Here is a 19668-nt window from a genome sequence, read left to right on the forward strand (position 1 = left end):
GCCTAGCTACAGCTGCTTCGTAAAAATACGAATTTCCGCCGACATACCTGGTTTCAATACATATTCAGACTCGCCGGCCTTAATCTTAATCGGCAGCCGCTGCGTAACCTTGGTAAAATTAGCGGAGGTATTCTCAGTTGGCAATAACGCAAACTGGGAGCCGGACGCAGGACCCACTTCAATTACCTCGCCGGTAAATTTTTTGTCAGGGTAGGCATCAATCGTAAATTCCACCGGTTGACCGACCTTTACCCTCCCAATATAGGTTTCCTCGATATTGGCGCCGATCCAGACATCGGCAAGATTACTAATGTTGAACAGCTGCTGGCCAAAGGCCACAACTTCCCCGTCTTCAACAGACTTTACGGCAATTACGCCGGCAACAGGGGCTTTAATCGCGGTATCAGCCAGGAGAATTTCAACATTCTTTAACGCAGCCTGCGCCTGCTGAACCTGAGCCTGGACCATTGCAATATCCTCCTGGCGTGAACCCTCAACACTCATATTGTAATGCTCAGAAGCCGCGACATATTGCGCTTGCGCAACATCATAAGCCGTTTTGCCTGCATCCCGCTGTTGTACAGATATGGCTCCCTGCCGGTAAAGGGCTTCATCCCTTTCACTGTTTTTGCGGGCATTCTCCAGATTAGCTTTTGCTTGCAGGGCTGCGGCATTGACTTGAGCAACCTCCTGCGGCCGGTTGCCGGCCAGTGTCGCTGCCAGTTTCGCCTGGGCCATAGCTAAATTTGCCTTGGCCTGCTCCACCTGAGCCTCAAATTCCTGGCGCTCAAGCACAGCTATTACCTGACCGGCCTGCACGTTGTCCCCTTCTTTTACCAGTACTTTCTCGATGCGGCCATTGATCTTGGCACTTACCGCCACAATGGTACCTTTTACCCTGGCGTCATCTGTCGTGACCATCCGGCTGGCGCGAATCCACCACCACAAGCCCCCGGCAACCAAAATTGCAATCAGGACGCCACAGATCATCGCCATCTGCCGGTTACTCAACCTTGAAGTCCCTGTACTCACATAATTCCCTCGCCTTTTTTTATGCATATATTTTGCTTAACTTAGTGTGGTAAACCGGGATTGTCAGAACACTCCTACTTGTCGTGCTGCAGTAAATCCTGGCGCAGGACAGCGACCTTCCACTCCAGTTGTTTTAGCCGTTCTTCCAGCATTAATTCCAATGCCGGTATACGGGCCAGCCCGCTTTCCGTAATGGTGTAGATCCGCTTATTCCGGGTAACCGGGCTATCCCATTCGCCGATTATATATCCCTTTTCTTCCATAATCCGTAGTAACGGATACAGTGCGTTGGTGTTGGGCGTATACGCGTTTTCGGTGCGCCTTTTGATTTCTTCCGCCATTTTATTGCCGTGCGCAGGCTCTTGCTGCAAAATTTTCAATATGTATAAGCCGAGCACCAATCGCATAAAACTTAAAAAATCATTATTCTTAGTAGACAAATAAGTTACCTCACAATCTTGATTATTTTTATTATTATTAATAATATCAACTATTTGTTGGCAGGTCAATATATACCCAACACTTTATCCCGCCATGAGTAAAATCAGCATATATTTTTTTTACGCCGCTCGCCCCTTGACGATATTGCTTTTATCCGGGAAAAAAGATCCTGCCGGCTAAAGAAAACACGGCTTGCGCCGAGGCTTTGGCGAAAGTTATCTATCAGGATAAAAAACTGAGCCCGGCACCGGGCTCAGAAAGTATTCTCTATGGGCAATTGCCTGGCTTTTTTGGCAAACAGGATGTAGCTGTTGAGATTATCAATCAGTTCCAGGCAGTCCTGATTATCGAGCTGATCAATGGGTATATCCCCCATTACATGGCGAATCCATGCATCTATTTCCCCGATGGCATAACCTAATTTTACCATTTGCTCCCGTAATGAATAAATCTTTTCAATCATCCAATCACCCTGCTAAAAATTATTTTTGGCTTAATTCGTCATTGTTCGCAAAACTTCCTTAAGATTTAAGAACTATTTTTTATAGGCAAAAGGTCCTGTTTTGTCCGCAAAAAGAAAAGAGCCCGTTACCGGGCTCCGCCAAATTCCTTTGACTTGATTATTGCTTTTTAGCTGGACAGCTTTGCCGCTATTTCAGCCACATACTTACCTTGGAATTTTGCCCCGGCAAGCTCAATTTCACTCGGCATTCTTTCGCCCCGGCCGCCGGCAATGGTGGAGGCTCCGTAAGGCGATCCGCCAGCCATTTCGTCAATGGTCGTCTGGCCGGCAAAGGTGTACGGTAAGCCGGCAATTATCATGCCATGGTGCAGCAGCGTGGTATGAAAGCTCAGGATTGTCGATTCCTGCCCGCCATGCTGAGTTGCCGTACTGGTAAAGACACTGCCGACTTTGCCAACTAATTTCCCCTGCTGCCATAACTGGCCTGTAGCATCGAGGAACTGGCGCATCTGCCCGCACATATTGCCGAAACGGGTTGGCGTGCCGAAAATAATAGCATCCGCCGTAGCCAATTCATCCAGCGTACAAACAGGTATATGCGCAAGAGCTTTTTGGGCGGCTGTTGCCCCCATTTTTTCTAAAATATCTGCAGACAATGTTTCCGGAACCCGCCGCAAAACGGCCTCTGCTCCCGCCACTTCACCGATACCGGCGGCAATGGCCTCTGCCATACGGTGTACATGACCGTATAAAGAATAATACACCACAAGAACTTTCATTGTCTTCACTCCTCTAAGCAATATTTGTTCTTTTATAATATTATCCTTTAATTAACGAAATCCTGCATAAATATCAATTTATTTCAAATTTTTACCTGATAGGTCTTGTAAGTCATTTTATGCTTTAGATATTATAATCATAGACCGGCTTGGTGCACCGCACGGCTTTGCCGGCACGGGTATTAACAAGTTTACCTTGGGCGAGGGCTATCTCTCCACCGATTACGACAAAGTCAATACCTTCCGGTGTAGCATCCGGCAAACCAAAATCAGCCTTATCCATTATGCCTTTAATATCAAACACGACCAAGTCGGCATCCAGGCCTTCCCGGAGACGTCCCTTGGAGTGAAAGCCGAGCGTCTCGGCCGGCAGCAGAGTGGCTTTCCTTACGGCGTCCATGATGGTCAGTTCATGGCGCTCGCCAACCATCCTCCGAAAGTAACGAGGAAAGCTGCCGGCGATTTGGGGATGTCCTTCCCCCGGTGCATAGGCGCCGGTATCTGTGGAAGGCATTGCAAAAGGATGATTCAAGGCCATATAAATCTCCTCCTCGATGCCGGTGAACACCACGACAGAAGTTTGCGGATGGTTCTCACGCAAATCCCGGTATATTTCCGGATTCAGGCGCTTGCCGTTATACTTGCCGGTAATAACTAAAATATCCTCCAGGCTCCAGTTATTGAGAGCAATCGACTCTTCGCTAAACAACACGGCGCCAATATGCGTCGCCCACTGGGTATACATGCCACTGTCAAAGCGGATATCCAACCCCTCAGCTCTGGCCTTATCAATAACCGCCAGGGCCTCGCCCACGACACCGGTGCCATACTGGTACACCAAATGCGAAATTTGTACGCGTGCTCCTGTTTTGCGGGCAATGTTTATGGCTTCTACCAGCGAATACATATCAATCTCGGTGCGCATTCGCGTATCAACGGCCACCACCCGGCCATACCTGGCTGCCAGACGGCTTAGATTAAATACTTCTTCATCCGAGCTGCCGGGAGCGTAAGCCAACCCCAGGGAAAGGCCGCAGGCCCCCTCCTCAAAAGCTTTTTCCACCGCATATTCCATAAGCGCCAATTGTTCCGGGGTAGCCGGCTGCAAAGGATCGATAGCCCCGACTGCCTGCCTGAGACTCATGGAATGTCCGATCATTTCCGCCTGGTTAACAATAAAGCCTTCCTGTTCCTGGACGGCGAAGAAAGCTTCTATATCCAGCGGACTGAGTCCGCAATTCCCGCCGACCGTTGTGGTGATACCCTGGCGCAGCGACAGTTCGCCGCAATAGGTATTCCAGTCTACATGGCCGTGGATATCGATAAATCCCGGGCAAACAATCTTGTCGTCTGCCGCCAGTTCCTGCTTGCCATGAATTTCAGACTGGGTTACCGCCGCAATTTTTCCGTTCCGGATGCCTACATTGCCTTTACGCCGGGTAAGTTTTTCCGGGTCAATTAAAATTCCGTTCTTAATCACCAGGTCATACATATTTTTCTCCACCCTGTTATTTAATGTAGAAACACGCCCAACCAGCCGTATTACACATATTCAAACAGAAACTCCACAGTTTCGGCGGCTGCATTGTCGTCAACAATAGTACGGATGATACTAACCTGCTTGTCAAGCAGCTGCCTGTCACTGCTTACCATGGCCACGCCAATTACAGACCGCTGCCAGACATCCTGAAATTCGGTTTCCGCCACCGAAGCATTGACCCGTGACCGGATTCTGCCCACAATACTTTTTACAACATGCCGTTTTTCTTTTAAGGATCCCGCTCCCGGCAATAATAGTTCAATGGAGCCTACCATAACATGCATGTCAGCCACCCACAACCTGAACCCAGATATCACGCCGGCGCGGCCCGTCAAACTCACAGAAGTAAACTCCCTGCCAGGTGCCCAGGACCAAATTACTCGCCACAACCGGCAACGTAACCGAGCAACCTACCAGCGAACTTTTTATATGGGCCGGCGAATTTCCTTCACAGTGGCGATATGGCAAATCCGGAACCATGCGGCCGAGTGCTGCCAGCATATCTGTTACCACATCCGGATCGGCATTTTCATTGACGGTTATACCCGCCGTAGTGTGCGGAACAAATACTTGGCAAATTCCCTGCTGAATCCGGCTGCTCCGGACATATTCCCGTATCCGGGCAGTTATATCAATAAATCCCTCCGCCGGCGTATTCAGAGAAAACTGCTCCATCGCTTTCACCCCTCTGCGCTTCGTATAGAGTCCGTTAAGTTTTTTAAGCTGACTGTTATCTATATGCTTTCTTGCCGGCAGGCAGCTATACCTGCCGCCTTCAAGAAAAAAGTCAAGCCCCTGCTAGGCCCTTGGGTTAAGAGCATATATATTTCCTGTTAAAGAAAACACGGCTTGCGCCGAGCCTTTGGCGAAAGCGGAAGCCGATATTGCCCTTATCCAGGCGAAAGTTATACTTTCTATCAGGATAAAATAAGACTGACGCCAGAAAAATAGCGTCAGTCTTTAAAAACAGGTATTGGTTGCGCTGTTTAGCCCTGCCGGCGGTTATGGCCGGGCCGAAGAATCTGTCAGCTTATTATATTTTTATATCAATTATGGCTGATACACCTACGCCCTGCACACGGGAAAAGTTGACAGGATTAGTACTGTCAATAGGCAGCAGTGCTTTAACGCGGAAGGTACTGCCGTTAAAGTTGCCTTCCAGCTGGATGACGGCTTTCGTTTTATCGACTAATTCCTCCGGCCCGGTAACCTGAGCCGCACCTATGTAGCCCTTATTGCCTACAGAAACGATAGGAACCACCTTTGTGGTATATTCGGTTCCCGCACCGTGTTTAAAGGTCAGTTGGTTTATGAAATTATTCAGCGGTGTTGAAAATTTATCGATAAGAAAACCGATACCGCCGACTTTTAAAACATCACCAAGGCTAAAGGCCTGCGACAAAGGAACAGCGGAAACCGACAGCAAGGAAACAAGCATCAATCCAACAATAAGCTTTTTCTTCATGTAATTTCCCCCATAACAAATTTAGTATTTCTACTATATTTGATTATACACCATTTGACTGTGCAGTCAACATAATTGGCAGCCGGTTTCCTGCGGCCAGCTTATAACCGCGGGCGCAGCGCCTCGGCCATATTATGCGCCTCATAAGTTAATAAACCGCTTACTGTCAGCAGGGCTAGGTAGGCAATCCCCATTTTCAGGCGAAATACCGGGTCGACAGTATAATATTCATCACTGCGATGCTGCCAAAACTCCCAGGCCCGGTGGACGGCGCCGAATAATATCAGAATTAAAATCGGGCTAAAACTAAACCACAGCAGTAAACCAATCAACGGCACACCTAAAAACCATATATAGGGAGATACGGCTCCGGCAATTCGCCCGCCATCCAGCGGCGAGGCCGGTATAAGGTTAAAAAGTGTAAGGAAGTATCCGGTGAAGGCTAAAGAAAAAAGAAGCGGGGAATTGAACGCAACAGCGGCTGTATGGACGGCAGCGGCAGCCAGCAGACCAAACAGCGGACCGCCATAGGCAATAATACTTTCTGTCGCCGCATCCTTAGGCGGTTCCTTCAGGCCAATCAACGCCCCCAGGAAAGGAATAAAAACAGGTGCGGTAACAGGTATGTTCTGTTGTCTTGCGGCAATCATATGCCCGCTCTCATGCACAGCAATAAGCAAGACAAAGCCCACCGCCCACCAAATACCGTAAAACCAGGCATAAATACCGATGGTTGCCAGCATAGATAAGGTGGTAACCCCGAACTTACTGAATTTAAACAACACAAATATTCCCTGCAGAAAACTCAGGATGGTCTTCCACTTCGTCAGCGCCAGTAAAGCGGCCACCAGTCCGCCTAAGCCCATCCGTTTATACCAGGGTCGCTTGGGGGCAACTGGAGGATTATCCGCGCGCTCATATAACTCATCTTCTCTATTCAAGACATTCCCTCAATTCGCTGTAATTTAACCTGTCTGTGCTTCGCGCAAGACTGTTTTGATCATATTTTGCGTGTTCAGGCGGAATGCGTTTATTGGCTGCTCCCGTCTGCTTTCCTCATTACGGAATACCCGTTCATACTCGGCTAAGATTTGTTCCTGATCATACCCCTGAGCGGCTAGACGCAGAATAAAATCCCGGGTCTCACACACAGCCATAAGGCATTTATCCCAGTAATCAGCCGTATCCGCTTGGCTCACCAGCCCGTAATGAGGCGAGTAGATAAATCGGGGATTAAGCTCCCGGCATATAGTAATCGAGTTAATGGCATCAGCCCAACTAATGATAAAGGCGGGGTAAATCCGCCCGGAACTGCTCAAACACCCGGTTGTTTCACTTGCAAACAGTATTTCGTTATTAATGAAAAACGCTAATGAACATTGGGTGTGCCCGGTTGTTTTAACCACAGTTATGTGCATATCGCCCAAACTGAGTGTATCGCCGTCTTTAATAATCCGATCCACTTTCAGCTTGGCATCATCGTAGGGGAGAGGTTGGGCTGCTCCGTAAAATTCGGCAGCCTGAATACTAAGCTGCCGGATGGTTTTTAAGGCATTCGGCTTATGTAGTACTTGCTGGGCATAAGCTGCACCAAGTACATTAACAGCAGGCCACTCATCCTTTAAATAGGGAATGGCGCCAATGTGATCGTAGTGAGAATGGCTGATAATAATATAATCCAGCGGTCTTGCAGGTATGGCCTCTTTAATGTTCTGGATAAGACTGGACGCGCAATAAGCCATACCGCAATCCATTAATGCTGTTTTTTCCTTGCCCACAAGTAAAAATGCTTTTCCGCCCTGTCCGCCTGTAACATCGATAATTCGCTCCATATAATTAATCACCCTTTATTGCTGCATATACTGCATCTATAATCCGTCGCAAAGAATTCGCCGGCACAGGCGGGCGTGCATTGCAACGCTCCACCGCCGGCACCCGACTTCCGCTTTTGCCTGTAAGGTATTCCCCCACAGGCAAAAACACTATCCCTGTCCCCATGTTTTGTTCGGAGATTTATATCAGGCAAGGGAATCCTGCCACTCGGCTTCCTTAAAGCCAACCAGCACTTTGTCGGCGGTAAGCAACAAAGGCCGTTTAACAAGCATGCCGTCAGTCGCCAGCAAAACAAGCTGCTCTGCTTCCGGCATGGTTGGCAGCTTGTCCTTTAGCGCCAGTGATTTGTATAAAAGTCCGCTTGTATTAAATAGCTTACGGCTAGGCAAATTACTTTTTTGATGCCATGCGGTTAGTTCGGCCAGGGTCGGCTTGTCCTCCTTAATATTTCTTAACTCATAGTCGATCCCTTGGGCATCAAGCCACTTCTGCGCTTTTTGACAAGTGGTGCATTTGGGGTAACATATAAATAAATTCTTTTTGCTCATAATTCATTATCTCCTCCGGTTTGGATTGTTATCTAGTCCATCTGTACTATTTTCTAGCTTCTACACTGGCGGCCAACTCTCATACAGGAGGGTAGGAGGTTCTTTTTTTATAACCCGCTTTTCAAGACCAAACCTGGCGACAAAGGCCTGCAATTCCTGTTCCTGTTCGAACGCCTCTGCCGGTGTACAAGCTGTCTTTTCGAACTCTACCAGGACCGGATAGGGCAGCGCCGGGCACACCATGAGTTTTAACGCCACACCCTCATAACTGCCTGTCCAGTTCGTCCCGGCGAAGGACATAAATTTTTCGTATCCCAGGGATGCCAATACCTGCTCGATATTGTCAGGAGCAACCGGTACATCCGGCCCTTTTAGCGATGCCAATATCGAACTGGCCTGTACCCCGCCGGTAATCTCTTCATCCTGTTCAAGCCGGATATTGTAAAGTTTGCCGATATCAGGTCCTTTGCAGCCCCAGAATACTTTTTGCTGATTGCCCCGGTTAATTACCGATACCCTGAGCAGTTTTCCCGCTTTAAACAAATCTAAGCCATATGTCGCCGTTTCCCACTCAAACCTCTCGTGCAAACTTTGCTTTAAAAACGGTACGGCAGCATAGGCCTCTTTTTGATCAGCAAAATAAACCCGCGTTTCCACTTCATAACTGCCGACAAACCTGCCGTCATCCTTGGTCGAGGAAAGTTTGTGAACATTGCTTTCAAACCACCCGGACTTAACGTCTGCACGAACATCAAATTCGGCTACATACGGTTTTATATCTATAAGAGGGGTTCCGTCGATAATATCAACATCCCTGATGTGAAGCTTGTTGCCTTCAACTTTCGCCAGCCGCACTATCGAAAAACCAATAGCGTTGGGCCGGGCAGGAGACCGCGTGGCAAAAATACCATGCGGTTCATTGTCCAGAAAAGGTTTCACTACTAATGACGGCTCCCTGACCAAATGGAAGTGGTACAGCAAAATAAGATGCGAGAAGCCTGCAATATCTTTCAGGCCTGCGGCATACTCGGGACCGACTTCAATGATGCCGGCCACATCTGCGGCCGCGGCTGCCTGTATGGGTGTTCCTTTCGGTTCCTTAAAGGGAGACCGGATAATGCCGATCGGCTTGTAACTTATCATACGCTCACCTCTATAAAACAGTTATTACCTGTTACGCAGCAAATACTTGGTTTCCAGTTGCTCTTCCAAACGGTCTGTGGCATTTCCCGGCGCGACCGACAAAGCGGCAATTTCCCCGCGCAATGTATCACTCATCAGATAATCGGCGGCAGCCAGTGAAGCTTCCAGTTGTTCGGCATTCCTGGCGCCGATGATAGGAGCGGTAATGGCCGGGTGGGATTCAACCCAGCTTACAGCCAGCGTTACCGGGCTTACCCCTAACTGTCCGGCAAATTTGACAAAGCGTTCGGCAATCTCGTAGTACAGGGGCTCACCGTAGCGTTTGCTGTATTGCTCTTTCTCAACAATTCTGCCGCCCGGCGGCTGATTGCCGCCTGAATACTTGCCGCTTAGTAAACCGGCGCCTAACGGGTTATAGGCAATAACCCCCAGTTGTTCCGAGGCTGCCAGCGGCAGCAGTTCAACCTCGGCCTGCCGCTTCACCAGGTTATACATGGGTTCAATACATTCAAACCGGGCCAGTGCGTCTTTGGCGGAAATCCCCAGGGCTTTGGCAACCTGCCAGGCAGCCCAGTTGCTGGCGCCCAGATACAGCACCTTGCCCTGACTAACTAAATCATCCAGGGCTCTCAGCGTATCTTCCATGGCCGTGAAGGGATCAAAGTAGTGAACAAAATAAAGATCTATCCGGTCTGTTTTTAAACGGCCAAGACTTTGTTCAACCGAACGCAGGATATGACGGCGGGATGTCCCCAGGGCATTGACATCCTTGCCCACCCGTTGCGCCACTTTGGTCGTTACTATGACCTCATCCCGGCAATCGGCAATAAGTTTGCCTAGAATCTCTTCGGCGCGGCCTTCACTATAATTATTCGAGCAGTCAAAGAAATTGACACCGGCATCCCGGCACTTGCCAAACATGCGGGCGGCTTCCCTTTCGTCCGTCTCACTGCCAAAAGTCATAGTTCCCAGGCAAAGATTAGAAACCAGGACGCCTGTCTTCCCTAAAATTTTGTACTTCATATTGTCCCTCCAATCTTACTACAGCATTTCTGGAATAACTCTCCAGCCTAATTTATACCACTATTTTACCCTAATAGTGGTATATTTGTGATAAAATAGATCTATCAAACCCGAAATGAGGAATACTATGCTAAAAAAACTTATCACAACCTGCACCACTATCGCTTTTTTGTTTTCAGCGGCAACAGTGGCTGCAGCGCCGGCTTTGGAAAAAGAAATCAATAACGATTTAAAACAATTTAACGGACAAGTCGGCGTCTACGCCAAGAACCTGAAAACAGGCAAAACAATTCAGTATAACCAGGATAATATTTTTCCCACTGCTTCCACCAGTAAGTTGATTGTAGCGCTGGCAACCTACAAATACCTTTATCCGAAAGCGCCTGCCTACAAGAAATCTCAATACGATCAGAACATAGACGTTATGATCAAAGTCAGTGACAATACTTCTTTTCAGGCACTACTTAATGAGTTTGATGCCAGCAGCAAAAATACCTTTGATAAAGTTGAAAAAGATTTACGCCTGAGAAAAACCGAGATCCATGATGAGCAGGCCTATAAAAAGTACGGTTATCACAGTGTGACAACACCTTTTGAAATGTCCAAGGTTATTGAAACAATCTATAACGAGAAATACATAGATAAATCCCAAGTCAAGCGGTTAAAAAACAATCTGGCCAATACCATTTTTTATGATGAAATTCCCCGCCATATGCAAGTACCGGTATATCACAAGGTTGGCGAACTGGATGATGTGTTGTGCGATGTCGGTGTCGTTCAGGACGGCCACGACCCGATATTGATTAGTTTCTACACCCGTACAGCCGATCATAGCTATTCCAGCAATTTTATTGCCAATGTATCGGCAAAATTATATAATGCGCTGCGCCGTTAACAATCAGGGGGCTGCCTCAAGTAAAATGAGGCGGCCCCCTTTATAATATCAGTCTTTACTTTGTTCTGAGCAGCTTTGCAGCATGCTGGGCGAAAAGCCGGTGCGTTTTTTAAACAGCTTGCTAAAATAATACGGGTCAGAATAACCGACACAGGCTGAAATATCGGCGACAGAACTTTCGGTGGTGCTTAAGAGCTCCTTCGCGCGGAGAACGCGGTGCTCAATCAAATATTCATTGGGCCCCATACCGGTATATTTCTGAAACAAGTAAGCAAACTGTTTACTCTTCAAGCCATATTGATCGGCAAGTTTTGGTATGGTAATCGGCTCCATATAATGTCTGCCGATATACTCCATAGCCTTCTCGACAAGTAGCCGTCCACTCTCGCTGCGCCGGTTGACGGCGCTGGTCAGAATTTCATCCAGAATACTGAAAAAAAGTGACTTAACCCGCAGTTCAAGCAAGCTGCCAGGCAATGAGCAGCAGGTCTGCAGCCGTTGCAATAAATCGCTGATCCGTGTATTATAACCGGTCTCGAGTTCAAAATGGGACAGTTCATATGGCACTGTCCCGCTGCCGGCGCCAACGGCCTGATAATGCAAGACCATATAATCCCACTCCGACTGTCCCAATACTTCTTTCTCCAGCGGCAGATTCGGCCCGGCATGAAAAATCTTACCATACTCCATTTCATAGGGAACACCGTTAAAAAACATCCGGGCCTGCCCGCGTAAAGGAAAAATCCAGGCGGAAAAAGGAGGCGTATTACCACCGGCATATTTCCTGCCAGGAGGCACAATGGCTCTGATCAGATCAATGATCGTAACGTTCATATTAGCATAATACCGGGCCAATTGATTAAGATTGACGTTCATAGTTTATCTTAGCCTCCTTTCTTTTCCCGTTGTAAATATCTATAAAGTAAACTAAGCTTCAGGTGGGGTTTTAACCCCATCTGAAGGTTAGTTGCCCTTATCCCGGGACTTATCCGCTCTTACTCCCACTTACAGAAGGGGGAGTCTTAGAGAGGGTTAGTCAGAGGATAAATAAACGGATTACGGCAGTCAGCCGCCCTTTGATATTGATTATCATTTCTAGTTTATTATAAATTTATGCCCAGTTCTTGTCAATAAAATCTGGCGTATAACCTAGCCGGCGCCGGTATTATTAGAAAAAAATCTAGGCCAATTTAGAAATTTCTCCATTTACTCCGCTGCTTACTCTTGCTATTCTATTAGATATTATTGATAACTATTCTCACTGTTGTAAAATCTGTACTTATAATTCATACGGGAGCGGTTATCTTTTACAAGCTGTAACAAAGGAGTCGAATGGCATGAAGAAACAAAAAAAATCGCTAGCCCGAAAAAGGCTGTTGTATGCCCTGATCGGCAGCAGCCTGTTCTGGCACACAACGGCAATTGCATATGCCGAGAATGCGGCGGAAACGGCCGGGCAGCATGAATTCACTTTGGAGGGAATTGAAGTCACCGCCAGCCGTGACCATTCTCTGCCGCCGGTATATGCCGGCGGACAGGTGGCCCGCGGGGCAAATCTTGGCGTCCTGGGCAATAAGGACTTTATGGATACACCGTTTAATGTTACCAGCTATACGGCCCAGACCATGGAAGATAAGCAGGCCAGTACGCTGTATGATGTCCTCATTAATGATCCCTCTGTCCGCTTTACCACCTCCACCGGCCATAACAATGAGAACTATATGATCCGCGGGCTGGAAGTAAATTATCAGCATCTCTACTTTAACGGTATGTCGGGATTGGCGCCGCAGTACCATGTTCCGGTTGAATTTCTGGAACGGGTGGAAGTGCTTAAGGGTCCCAGTTCCTTTCTTTACGGCGGTGTAAACACTTCGGTGGGCGGCGCCGTCAACCTGGTGCCCAAACGCGCCGGCGAGGAGGACATCACGAACTTTACCACCAGCTATACCTCCTCGTCCCACCTGGGCGGTCATATTGATATTGGCCGCCGCTATGGCGAAAACAAAGAATGGGGCATTCGTTTCAACGGCGTCTATGCAGACGGTGACACCGAAGTCAACGGCCAGTCCAAAGACCGGCTGCTGGGCACTCTGGGAGTGGATTATCGAAAAGACAAATGGCGGCTATCCCTGGATGCCTACGGTTCACAGGAAAGTTATGACAATGGAGCCACTTCCATGTATAACATACCCAAAACGTTTGCGGCAGCACCAGACGCTCCGGACGGTTCAACCAATGTGTATAAAGGAACGTCAGCTACAACACGGAATAATGGTGTCCTGTTTAAGGGCGAATATGACATCCGGGATAATTTAACCGCGTATGCCGGCATCGGCAAACTATCGTCCAGAGCCACCGGCCTCATCAACGGCAATCATGTGAATCTCTCCCCGGATGGAACAGTAAAGGCCCGGAATGTTTTTAAGCAATACTTCTGGACTGACACTACTTCCGCCGATTTTGGACTGCGCGGCACGTATCAGACCGGTGCGGTAAAACATCAGCTCGTTTTAGGGGCAAGCTTCCAGGATACCGATTATTCCAATGCATATACTTCCGGCACCGGTAATTATGTAACGAACCTTTATAACCCTGTCTCGCTTGCCGATTACTATAATAGCCTGGCATCGCCGGCAAAAGGCAACAAGACCCTTGTTACCGAGCTTTCCAGCTATCTTCTGGCCGACACACTTACCTTTGATGAAGACAAAGTGCAGTTAACCTTAGGGGCTCGGCGGCAAAATGTGAACCAGACCAGCTATAAATATGCCAATACCCTTGCCACCGGCGCACCCACGTCAACTCCTACTAAGGACGCCAACGCGACTCTGCCGATGGTTGGCCTCGTAGTCAAACCATGGGGAGATTCGGTGTCACTCTACGCCAACTATATTGAAGCGCTTTCACCCGGAGCCGTGGTGGGTGTAACGTATGATAACGCCAATGAAGTACTGTCGCCGTATAAAACCAAGCAGCAGGAAATCGGTATTAAATGGGACAAGGGAAATTTCGCCAATACGCTGGCCTTTTTTCAAATCAACATGCCCAGTTATATGACTACTGACAATATCTACTCCTATGACGGCGAACAGAAAAATCGCGGCGTTGAATGGAACACCTTCGGCAGTATAGCGAAAAACCTCCGTCTGTTAGGCGGAATTGCCTATACCCGCGGCGAACTGGCCCGTTCTAATATCAGCGCCAACAACGGTAATACCCCGTTTGGCGTACCTAAATGGACAATGAATGCCGGCGTCGAGTGGGACACGCCGTGGAATAAGGATTTAACGCTTTCTCTCCTGGCGGTATATACCGGTTCCCAGTATATCGATAATGCGAACAAGCTAAAACTTCCAAGCTGGGTGCGTTATGATATCGGTGCGCGCTACAAAACCGTCATTAATGATACACCGGTTACCTTCCGGCTTGGTGTGGAAAACGTGTTTGACAAACACTACTGGGCAGGTTGTTTCAGCAGCGAGTATTATGCCACGCTGGGCGGGCCCCGCACCTACAAATTATCGGCAACCTGGAATCTATAAGGCGAGCGTATAGTCATGAATAGAATTTTGCAGAATTACCTCAGCCGGCTGCTGCAGCATGCCGGTTTCGCCCCTATACTGAATGAAGCTAATATGTTCTTACAGTATAAACAAACGCAAATCTGCCTTCGCATTCTAGCCGCCGTTTTCGGCGGCTATGCGCTGACTAGCGGTATATTGGCGACTTTGGCGCTCTGCTTGCCCTGGCCTAAAGTCGATACCCTGTTTTTCTTAGCACTGCTGCCGGCTTTCATTTCCCTGGCTGCGCTGCTCTGGTCATTTGCCGCTCCGAGCGCGCAGCGTGCCTGGCGTGATATACTGATTGCCACATTATTTTGCAGCCTGCCGGCGCTGGCCGCAGTCTTGTCAAGATAAAGGAGAGTCGTATGGACAAAGCAAAACCAAACAGAAGTTTTACCCTGGCGATGAGTGAACTGCATACCTGGGGCGGTTTAGTATTTGGCTGGCTGTTATTTATTATCTTTCTCACCGGTACCCTGGCGGTATTTGAGCCGGAAATAACACACTGGATGCAGCCCAATGTCCGCAGCAGCCAGGCAGAGCCGCTGCAGGCCGCAGCCGCTGCCGATAAAAGCCTGCGCCTGTTTGCGCCCCGGGCCGACCTCTGGATGATAGCCATGCCGCAAAACCGCCATCCTGATTTGACCATCATCTGGAAAAAAGATACTGTAACCCTGGAGAAGCAGATAAATCCGCAGACCGGCAGGGTAATAAAAGCGCCGGAAACCGAAGGCGGGGAGTTCTTTGCGCGTTTCCATTATGACTTGCACAGCGGCAAAAGCGGCATGTGGCTTGTCAGCTTAGCCTCGGTTGTCATGCTGGCCGCCCTGGTCTCGGGAGTCGCCATTCGACGTCAGGTGTTTAAGGATTTTTTCCGCCTGCGCTGGCGGCGCAATTGGCTTGATGTCCATAGCATGACAGGTGTGCTGACCCTGCCTTTTGTAATACTTATCACCTATACCGGCCTGACAATCACCTTCTTTCTGCTCAGCACAGCCGTTCCGCAGATATTATACGGCAGCGCCTGGAAAGGACCGGCGGCGGTAGCGTCGACAAACTTTGAGCGTCCCCGCAGCAATCAGCCGGGAAAACTGCTGCCGCTGACAGAACTGTTGCCAAAAGCGGAAGCCGAACTGGGCAAAAACAGCATAGCCTACGTCCGCGTTACCAATCCTGGCGACAGACAGGCCGTGGTCACTTTTTTCCGCACTGTTGACGGTGAAGTTGTGGCCATGAGCGCCAAGGCGTCGTTTGACGGTGTTACCGGCGAACTGCTTGGCAGTCAGGCCACCTGGAATAAATATGTTACAGCCTACCGCACCCTGGTCGGGCTGCATATTGGCAGATTCGGCGGCTATCCTGTCTGCTGGCTGTATTTTGCCGCCGGGTTGATCAGCTCCGCTATGATTGCCACCGGCCTCATTTTCTTTACGGTGAAGCGGCGCCGCCGCTACGCCCGCAGCAACCAGTTGACCTATGTTATGTACCGTACCGCCGAAGCCCTGAACATCACAGTCATCATGGGCAGTGTTATTGCCTGCATTACCTATTTATGGGCCAACCGGTTATTGCCGCAGGCAATGACCAACCGGTCTGAAGGAGAAATTACGGTATTTTTCAGTGTCTGGCTCATTATGCTGCTGCACGCCCTGCTGCGCCCGCCAGAGCGCGCCTGGTCGGAGCAAACAGGCTTCGCCGCATTGCTTTGCCTGGGGTTGCCGCTGATCAATGCCCTCACAACCAAGGTTGGGCTGGCGCCGGCAATCGCAGCGCGCGACTGGATGACCGCCGGCATCGATTTAACAGCCTTACTGTTGGGAGTCGTATTGGCTGTCACTGCCCGCCGGCTTGCAGCAAGACCGCCGGCGAAAACCGACCGGCAAATTGAAATAAGCCTGCCACGCTAACGCTCGTACAGGCAATAACTTGTAAGGGCTGTGCTGAAACACTTGTTTCAGCACAGCCCTTTGCCGTAGCTTATTTACTTCTGGCCGACCAAACCCGCACTGCCCTTAATAGATACGAGAGGAAACCAACCTACGGCTTAACCCGCTCCCTATTCGATAATAACAAACCTGTTTCGTCCTTCGTTTTTGGCCTTATAGAGTCCAAAATCCGCCCGTTTTATCAAGACCGCAGGATCATAACGCCTATCCGGTTTAAGGGTGGCAATACCGATACTGACTGTAACCAGGTTACTAACCCCCGAGAGGCGATGCTCTATGCGCAGTTCACGGATATTGGCCTGAATTCTCTCAGCTACCCGGACTGCGCCGGCGCAAGGAGTTGAAGGCATCAGCACGATAAATTCCTCACCGCCGTACCGGGCCGCTGTGTCAATGGGCCGTAGCAGAGCCGCCTGTACGGCCCCGGCCACCTTTTTCAGGCAATGGTCGCCTTCCATATGACCGTAGCTGTCGTTATAGTTCTTAAAAAAATCAATATCGATTAACAGACATGATAAAAGATCCTGGTTGCGCAACGCATAACACCATAACTTTCCCAGCGTTTCGTCAAAATACCGCCGGTTGGGAATACCGGTAAGCGCGTCGGTGAAAGACCATTTAGCCAGTCTGTCACGCTGTTTTTTCAACTCAAGATGACACCGTACCCGCGCCTGTACAACTGCGGGTGCGGTATTTTTGGTAATATAATCAATCGCCCCCAGGGCGAATCCCTGCATTTGATCTTCCGTTTCATCTTTAACAGAAATAAAAATAACCGCAACATCCTGGGTGACAGGATCGCTTTTTAGTTGCCGGCATAGTTCACGACCGTCCATATCAGGCATGATAATGTCCAATAGAACCAGATCGACCGGCTGCGCCATGATCAACTCCAGGGCCTGCCGCCCTGAGCTGGCGCATAGCACATAATAGTCATCTTCCAATAAAGACTTTAACAAATGCCTGCTGAATTTCATGTCATCAACAATCAGGACGGTTTGTTTTTCCGGATCCATGTCTTTTTCCTTCCTTAATTCCTTATTATTGCCAGCTACGAGAGATCTTTATTGGAATTTCATATATATGGTTAGCAAAATAAAAATGCCCGGTTCATCATTTACTTACATGATGCAACCTGGCAATCTTAGAAAACATCTGTAGACCCATGGCTTTGCGTCCCATCCTTTCGGAAGGTTTGCCTGTCCATTTTAAATTATCTGCTACTATTTTAATCACTAGCAGATAAGAAAAATGTCGAAATAAGTCGTGTTGTACGATAATTATTGTTTAGAATTGAGGTTTCTCTATTTTTTTACCGGCAACATAACGGGCGATAATATTGTGATGATCGCCTATATAAATAAACCTGCTCAACCGGTCCTCTACCGAATACCGGTTGCTTGCCGCCACCTCCAGGCTGCTGTCGTCAATAACCAGGGCATCAAAATCGTAGCCTGCCTCGAAGCTGCCTACTTTGCCGAAAAAGCTTCCCCCGCCTTTGGTCGCCAGATACAAGGCTTCCGGTATAGTGAGGAATTTCTCCTTTTTACCGCTTGCCAGCCACTTCAGTTTGGAAACCTCTATAGCCATGGACATGACCCTGCTCATCGCTACCTCATGGCCGCCGGCGACGTCAGAGCCCAGACCTACGGGAATTCCCTGCTCAATACATTTCCTGACAGGTGCTATCCCGCTAGCCAAGTTGCTGTTCGAATAGGGACAGTGGGCCACATAAACTCTATTTTTGGCCATTAACGCCAGCTCGGCATCATCATTGTAAATACAGTGAGCCATAACGGTCGGCTGCTTGCCAAACAGGCCGAATTGATCATAGACACTGGCATAATTCTGACATTCGGGATGCAGTTCTCTAACCCAGGCGATCTCGCCTGTGTTTTCCGATAAATGTGACTGAACCGGCAAGTTGTACTGCATTGCCAGTCTGGCAATGCCACTCATTAATTCCGGCGAGCAGGTAGGTACAAATCTTGGCGTTATAATTGGTTTTACCAGTTCATACCTGCCAATTGTTTCTTTAATAAACATTTCGGTATCGAGTAACGATTGTCCGGTTGTTTCCATGAGAATCCCGGGAGAATTCCTATCCATGTTTACTTTGCCTACATAGCCGCCCAGACCGGCCGTTGCCAGCAGTTCCATAAGCTTGGCGGTGGCTGCTTTGTGAATAGTGCCGAAAAACACTACCCGGGTCGTGCCCCATTGCCATAGCGCCGAGACTACCTTTTTATACACGGCTTGCGCATACGTTACATCCTGAAATTTTGCTTCTTCGGGAAACGTATAGTTCTCCAGCCAGGGCAAGAGTTCCAGATCAAAACCCAGCCCTCTGTTGGCAAACTGCGGCGCATGGAAATGCAAATCGACAAAGCCGGGAATGATCAAGGCGTCTTGATAATCTGTTACAGGTATATTCCGGTATTCAGCCGGCAGTGCGCGATAAATCCCCTTAACTTTTTTCCCCTGAATAACCACAAAGCTGTTCTCGGCAATATTCAGTTGGCCGAAACTAGGCGTAAACGCTATATTACCTTTTATGATTGCAATGTCTTTTCCCAGCACCATCTTCAATCCTTTCGTCCAATACAATGAAACTCCAATCCAACCCGCTGCTTATTTCATATATAGATGAACCGCGAAAATTGTTGATAACACATACATTATTTTTTGCCATCAAGAGACTGGTTATGACTAAGACCGTCTGTTTCATTTCTGTTTCCAGCAAGATAAACCCTCTCCCGTGAATTCGAATTTGGAGAATTAATTCTTGTTATGTTTCGGCTGCTTGTCCCCGCAAGCAAAAACCTGGCTATAAAAATAGGTGCACAAAGACCTATTCTTATAGTCAGGTTATTTACGGCAACCTGGTAGAGACTCTTGACCCATATCGTCAAAAATATACAAGAATTTTTAGGATTATGCAATTAGTTTTGGCTTATTGCCAGCCTTCGCGGAAGGCCAGCGCCTTCTTCGCCCTTG

Annotated in this window: 20 protein-coding genes and 2 riboswitches; of the genes, 4 read left to right on the forward strand and 16 right to left on the reverse strand. The window is 48.6% G+C overall.

Features of this window, described 5'->3' with window-relative positions; all coding sequences use genetic code 11:
* Nucleotides 1–6: 6 nt before the first annotated feature.
* The 13 genes from SATMO3_RS23980 to SATMO3_RS24040 form a co-directional block, all read right to left on the reverse strand.
* Nucleotides 7–1032 (reverse strand): HlyD family secretion protein, encoded by a 1026-nt coding sequence (locus tag SATMO3_RS23980; RefSeq protein ID WP_371372398.1) that lies wholly within the window; start codon nt 1030–1032, stop codon nt 7–9.
* Nucleotides 1033–1106: 74 nt separating this feature from the next.
* A complete protein-coding gene (locus tag SATMO3_RS23985; protein ID WP_371372400.1) occupies nt 1107–1472 on the reverse strand; it encodes a PadR family transcriptional regulator in 366 nt (121 codons plus the stop codon).
* Nucleotides 1473–1726: 254 nt separating this feature from the next.
* Nucleotides 1727–1936, reverse strand: coding sequence for a hypothetical protein (locus SATMO3_RS23990; RefSeq protein WP_371372402.1), 210 nt, complete (start codon nt 1934–1936; stop codon nt 1727–1729).
* Nucleotides 1937–2103: 167 nt separating this feature from the next.
* A complete protein-coding gene (gene wrbA / locus SATMO3_RS23995; protein ID WP_371372404.1) occupies nt 2104–2715 on the reverse strand; it encodes an NAD(P)H:quinone oxidoreductase in 612 nt (203 codons plus the stop codon).
* A gap of 124 nt (nt 2716–2839) precedes the next feature.
* Nucleotides 2840–4207 carry an amidohydrolase family protein gene (locus SATMO3_RS24000; RefSeq protein ID WP_371372406.1) on the reverse strand — a complete coding sequence of 456 codons (1368 nt, stop codon included), beginning with the start codon at nt 4205–4207 and terminating at the stop codon, nt 2840–2842.
* A 50-nt stretch (nt 4208–4257) separates the two neighbouring features.
* The gene (locus tag SATMO3_RS24005) at nt 4258–4539 is read right to left on the reverse strand and encodes a DUF503 domain-containing protein (RefSeq protein ID WP_371372408.1); all 282 of its coding nucleotides are present in this window, start codon (nt 4537–4539) and stop codon (nt 4258–4260) included.
* Nucleotide 4540: 1 nt separating this feature from the next.
* Entirely contained in the window at nt 4541–4930 is a 390-nt protein-coding gene (locus SATMO3_RS24010; RefSeq protein WP_371372410.1) for a secondary thiamine-phosphate synthase enzyme YjbQ, read from the reverse strand.
* A gap of 358 nt (nt 4931–5288) precedes the next feature.
* Nucleotides 5289–5720 (reverse strand): hypothetical protein, encoded by a 432-nt coding sequence (locus SATMO3_RS24015; protein WP_371372412.1) that lies wholly within the window; start codon nt 5718–5720, stop codon nt 5289–5291.
* Between the two features lie 101 nt (nt 5721–5821).
* Entirely contained in the window at nt 5822–6661 is an 840-nt protein-coding gene (locus SATMO3_RS24020) for a site-2 protease family protein (protein WP_371372414.1), read from the reverse strand.
* Nucleotides 6662–6685: 24 nt separating this feature from the next.
* Nucleotides 6686–7552 (reverse strand): MBL fold metallo-hydrolase, encoded by an 867-nt coding sequence (locus SATMO3_RS24025; RefSeq protein ID WP_371372416.1) that lies wholly within the window; start codon nt 7550–7552, stop codon nt 6686–6688.
* 186 nt (nt 7553–7738) lie between these two features.
* On the reverse strand, nt 7739–8101 hold the full coding sequence (locus tag SATMO3_RS24030) for an arsenate reductase family protein (RefSeq protein WP_371372418.1): 363 nt from the start codon (nt 8099–8101) through the stop codon (nt 7739–7741).
* A 60-nt stretch (nt 8102–8161) separates the two neighbouring features.
* The gene (gene tsaA / locus SATMO3_RS24035) at nt 8162–9244 is read right to left on the reverse strand and encodes a tRNA (N6-threonylcarbamoyladenosine(37)-N6)-methyltransferase TrmO (RefSeq protein ID WP_371372420.1); all 1083 of its coding nucleotides are present in this window, start codon (nt 9242–9244) and stop codon (nt 8162–8164) included.
* A 24-nt stretch (nt 9245–9268) separates the two neighbouring features.
* Nucleotides 9269–10267 carry an aldo/keto reductase gene (locus tag SATMO3_RS24040; protein WP_371372422.1) on the reverse strand — a complete coding sequence of 333 codons (999 nt, stop codon included), beginning with the start codon at nt 10265–10267 and terminating at the stop codon, nt 9269–9271.
* Nucleotides 10268–10394: 127 nt separating this feature from the next.
* Here SATMO3_RS24040 and SATMO3_RS24045 point away from each other — a divergent pair, with 127 nt between their 5' ends.
* Nucleotides 10395–11162, forward strand: coding sequence for a serine hydrolase (locus SATMO3_RS24045; protein WP_371372424.1), 768 nt, complete (start codon nt 10395–10397; stop codon nt 11160–11162).
* Nucleotides 11163–11210: 48 nt separating this feature from the next.
* Here SATMO3_RS24045 and SATMO3_RS24050 read toward each other — a convergent pair whose 3' ends face one another.
* Nucleotides 11211–12038, reverse strand: coding sequence for a helix-turn-helix domain-containing protein (locus SATMO3_RS24050; protein ID WP_371372426.1), 828 nt, complete (start codon nt 12036–12038; stop codon nt 11211–11213).
* A 461-nt stretch (nt 12039–12499) separates the two neighbouring features.
* Here SATMO3_RS24050 and SATMO3_RS24055 point away from each other — a divergent pair, with 461 nt between their 5' ends.
* Genes SATMO3_RS24055 through SATMO3_RS24065 form a run of 3 tightly spaced genes read left to right on the forward strand, consistent with a single transcriptional unit; the run spans nt 12500 to nt 16632 of the window.
* A complete protein-coding gene (locus tag SATMO3_RS24055; RefSeq protein ID WP_371372428.1) occupies nt 12500–14704 on the forward strand; it encodes a TonB-dependent receptor in 2205 nt (734 codons plus the stop codon).
* A 15-nt stretch (nt 14705–14719) separates the two neighbouring features.
* Complete coding sequence (locus SATMO3_RS24060) at nt 14720–15079, forward strand: hypothetical protein (RefSeq protein ID WP_371372430.1); 360 nt, start codon at nt 14720–14722, stop codon at nt 15077–15079.
* A gap of 11 nt (nt 15080–15090) precedes the next feature.
* Nucleotides 15091–16632 carry a PepSY-associated TM helix domain-containing protein gene (locus SATMO3_RS24065; protein WP_371372432.1) on the forward strand — a complete coding sequence of 514 codons (1542 nt, stop codon included), beginning with the start codon at nt 15091–15093 and terminating at the stop codon, nt 16630–16632.
* A gap of 149 nt (nt 16633–16781) precedes the next feature.
* Here the strand turns inward: SATMO3_RS24065 and SATMO3_RS24070 are convergent, their stop codons facing one another.
* Both SATMO3_RS24070 and SATMO3_RS24075 read right to left on the reverse strand, forming a co-directional pair.
* Complete coding sequence (locus SATMO3_RS24070) at nt 16782–17687, reverse strand: diguanylate cyclase (protein WP_371372434.1); 906 nt, start codon at nt 17685–17687, stop codon at nt 16782–16784.
* Nucleotides 17688–17797: 110 nt separating this feature from the next.
* A riboswitch (cyclic di-GMP riboswitch) is annotated at nt 17798–17881 on the reverse strand.
* A 77-nt stretch (nt 17882–17958) separates the two neighbouring features.
* Nucleotides 17959–19278: an amidohydrolase family protein gene (locus tag SATMO3_RS24075; RefSeq protein ID WP_371372436.1), complete on the reverse strand. Its 1320-nt coding sequence runs from the start codon at nt 19276–19278 to the stop codon at nt 17959–17961.
* A 233-nt stretch (nt 19279–19511) separates the two neighbouring features.
* Nucleotides 19512–19613: riboswitch (purine riboswitch) on the reverse strand.
* Between the last annotated feature and the right edge of the window lie 55 nt (nt 19614–19668).

It is taken from the genome of Sporomusa aerivorans, from assembly GCF_041428895.1.
GTDB classification, from domain to species: Bacteria; Bacillota; Negativicutes; order Sporomusales; family Sporomusaceae; genus Sporomusa; species Sporomusa aerivorans.

What these genes read in the sequence shown, in the direction of transcription:
- SATMO3_RS23990 (WP_371372402.1), bottom strand. Translation starts at nt 1,936, where the DNA reads ATGATTGAAAAGATTTATTCATTACGGGAGCAAATGGTAAAATTAGGT.
- wrbA (WP_371372404.1), bottom strand. Translation starts at nt 2,715, where the DNA reads ATGAAAGTTCTTGTGGTGTATTATTCTTTATACGGTCATGTACACCGT.
- SATMO3_RS24000 (WP_371372406.1), bottom strand. Translation starts at nt 4,207, where the DNA reads ATGTATGACCTGGTGATTAAGAACGGAATTTTAATTGACCCGGAAAAA.
- SATMO3_RS24005 (WP_371372408.1), bottom strand. Translation starts at nt 4,539, where the DNA reads ATGCATGTTATGGTAGGCTCCATTGAACTATTATTGCCGGGAGCGGGA.
- SATMO3_RS24010 (WP_371372410.1), bottom strand. Translation starts at nt 4,930, where the DNA reads ATGGAGCAGTTTTCTCTGAATACGCCGGCGGAGGGATTTATTGATATA.
- SATMO3_RS24015 (WP_371372412.1), bottom strand. Translation starts at nt 5,720, where the DNA reads ATGAAGAAAAAGCTTATTGTTGGATTGATGCTTGTTTCCTTGCTGTCG.
- SATMO3_RS24025 (WP_371372416.1), bottom strand. Translation starts at nt 7,552, where the DNA reads ATGGAGCGAATTATCGATGTTACAGGCGGACAGGGCGGAAAAGCATTT.
- SATMO3_RS24030 (WP_371372418.1), bottom strand. Translation starts at nt 8,101, where the DNA reads ATGAGCAAAAAGAATTTATTTATATGTTACCCCAAATGCACCACTTGT.
- tsaA (WP_371372420.1), bottom strand. Translation starts at nt 9,244, where the DNA reads ATGATAAGTTACAAGCCGATCGGCATTATCCGGTCTCCCTTTAAGGAA.
- SATMO3_RS24040 (WP_371372422.1), bottom strand. Translation starts at nt 10,267, where the DNA reads ATGAAGTACAAAATTTTAGGGAAGACAGGCGTCCTGGTTTCTAATCTT.
- SATMO3_RS24045 (WP_371372424.1), top strand. Translation starts at nt 10,395, where the DNA reads ATGCTAAAAAAACTTATCACAACCTGCACCACTATCGCTTTTTTGTTT.
- SATMO3_RS24050 (WP_371372426.1), bottom strand. Translation starts at nt 12,038, where the DNA reads ATGAACGTCAATCTTAATCAATTGGCCCGGTATTATGCTAATATGAAC.
- SATMO3_RS24055 (WP_371372428.1), top strand. Translation starts at nt 12,500, where the DNA reads ATGAAGAAACAAAAAAAATCGCTAGCCCGAAAAAGGCTGTTGTATGCC.
- SATMO3_RS24060 (WP_371372430.1), top strand. Translation starts at nt 14,720, where the DNA reads ATGAATAGAATTTTGCAGAATTACCTCAGCCGGCTGCTGCAGCATGCC.
- SATMO3_RS24065 (WP_371372432.1), top strand. Translation starts at nt 15,091, where the DNA reads ATGGACAAAGCAAAACCAAACAGAAGTTTTACCCTGGCGATGAGTGAA.
- SATMO3_RS24070 (WP_371372434.1), bottom strand. Translation starts at nt 17,687, where the DNA reads ATGGATCCGGAAAAACAAACCGTCCTGATTGTTGATGACATGAAATTC.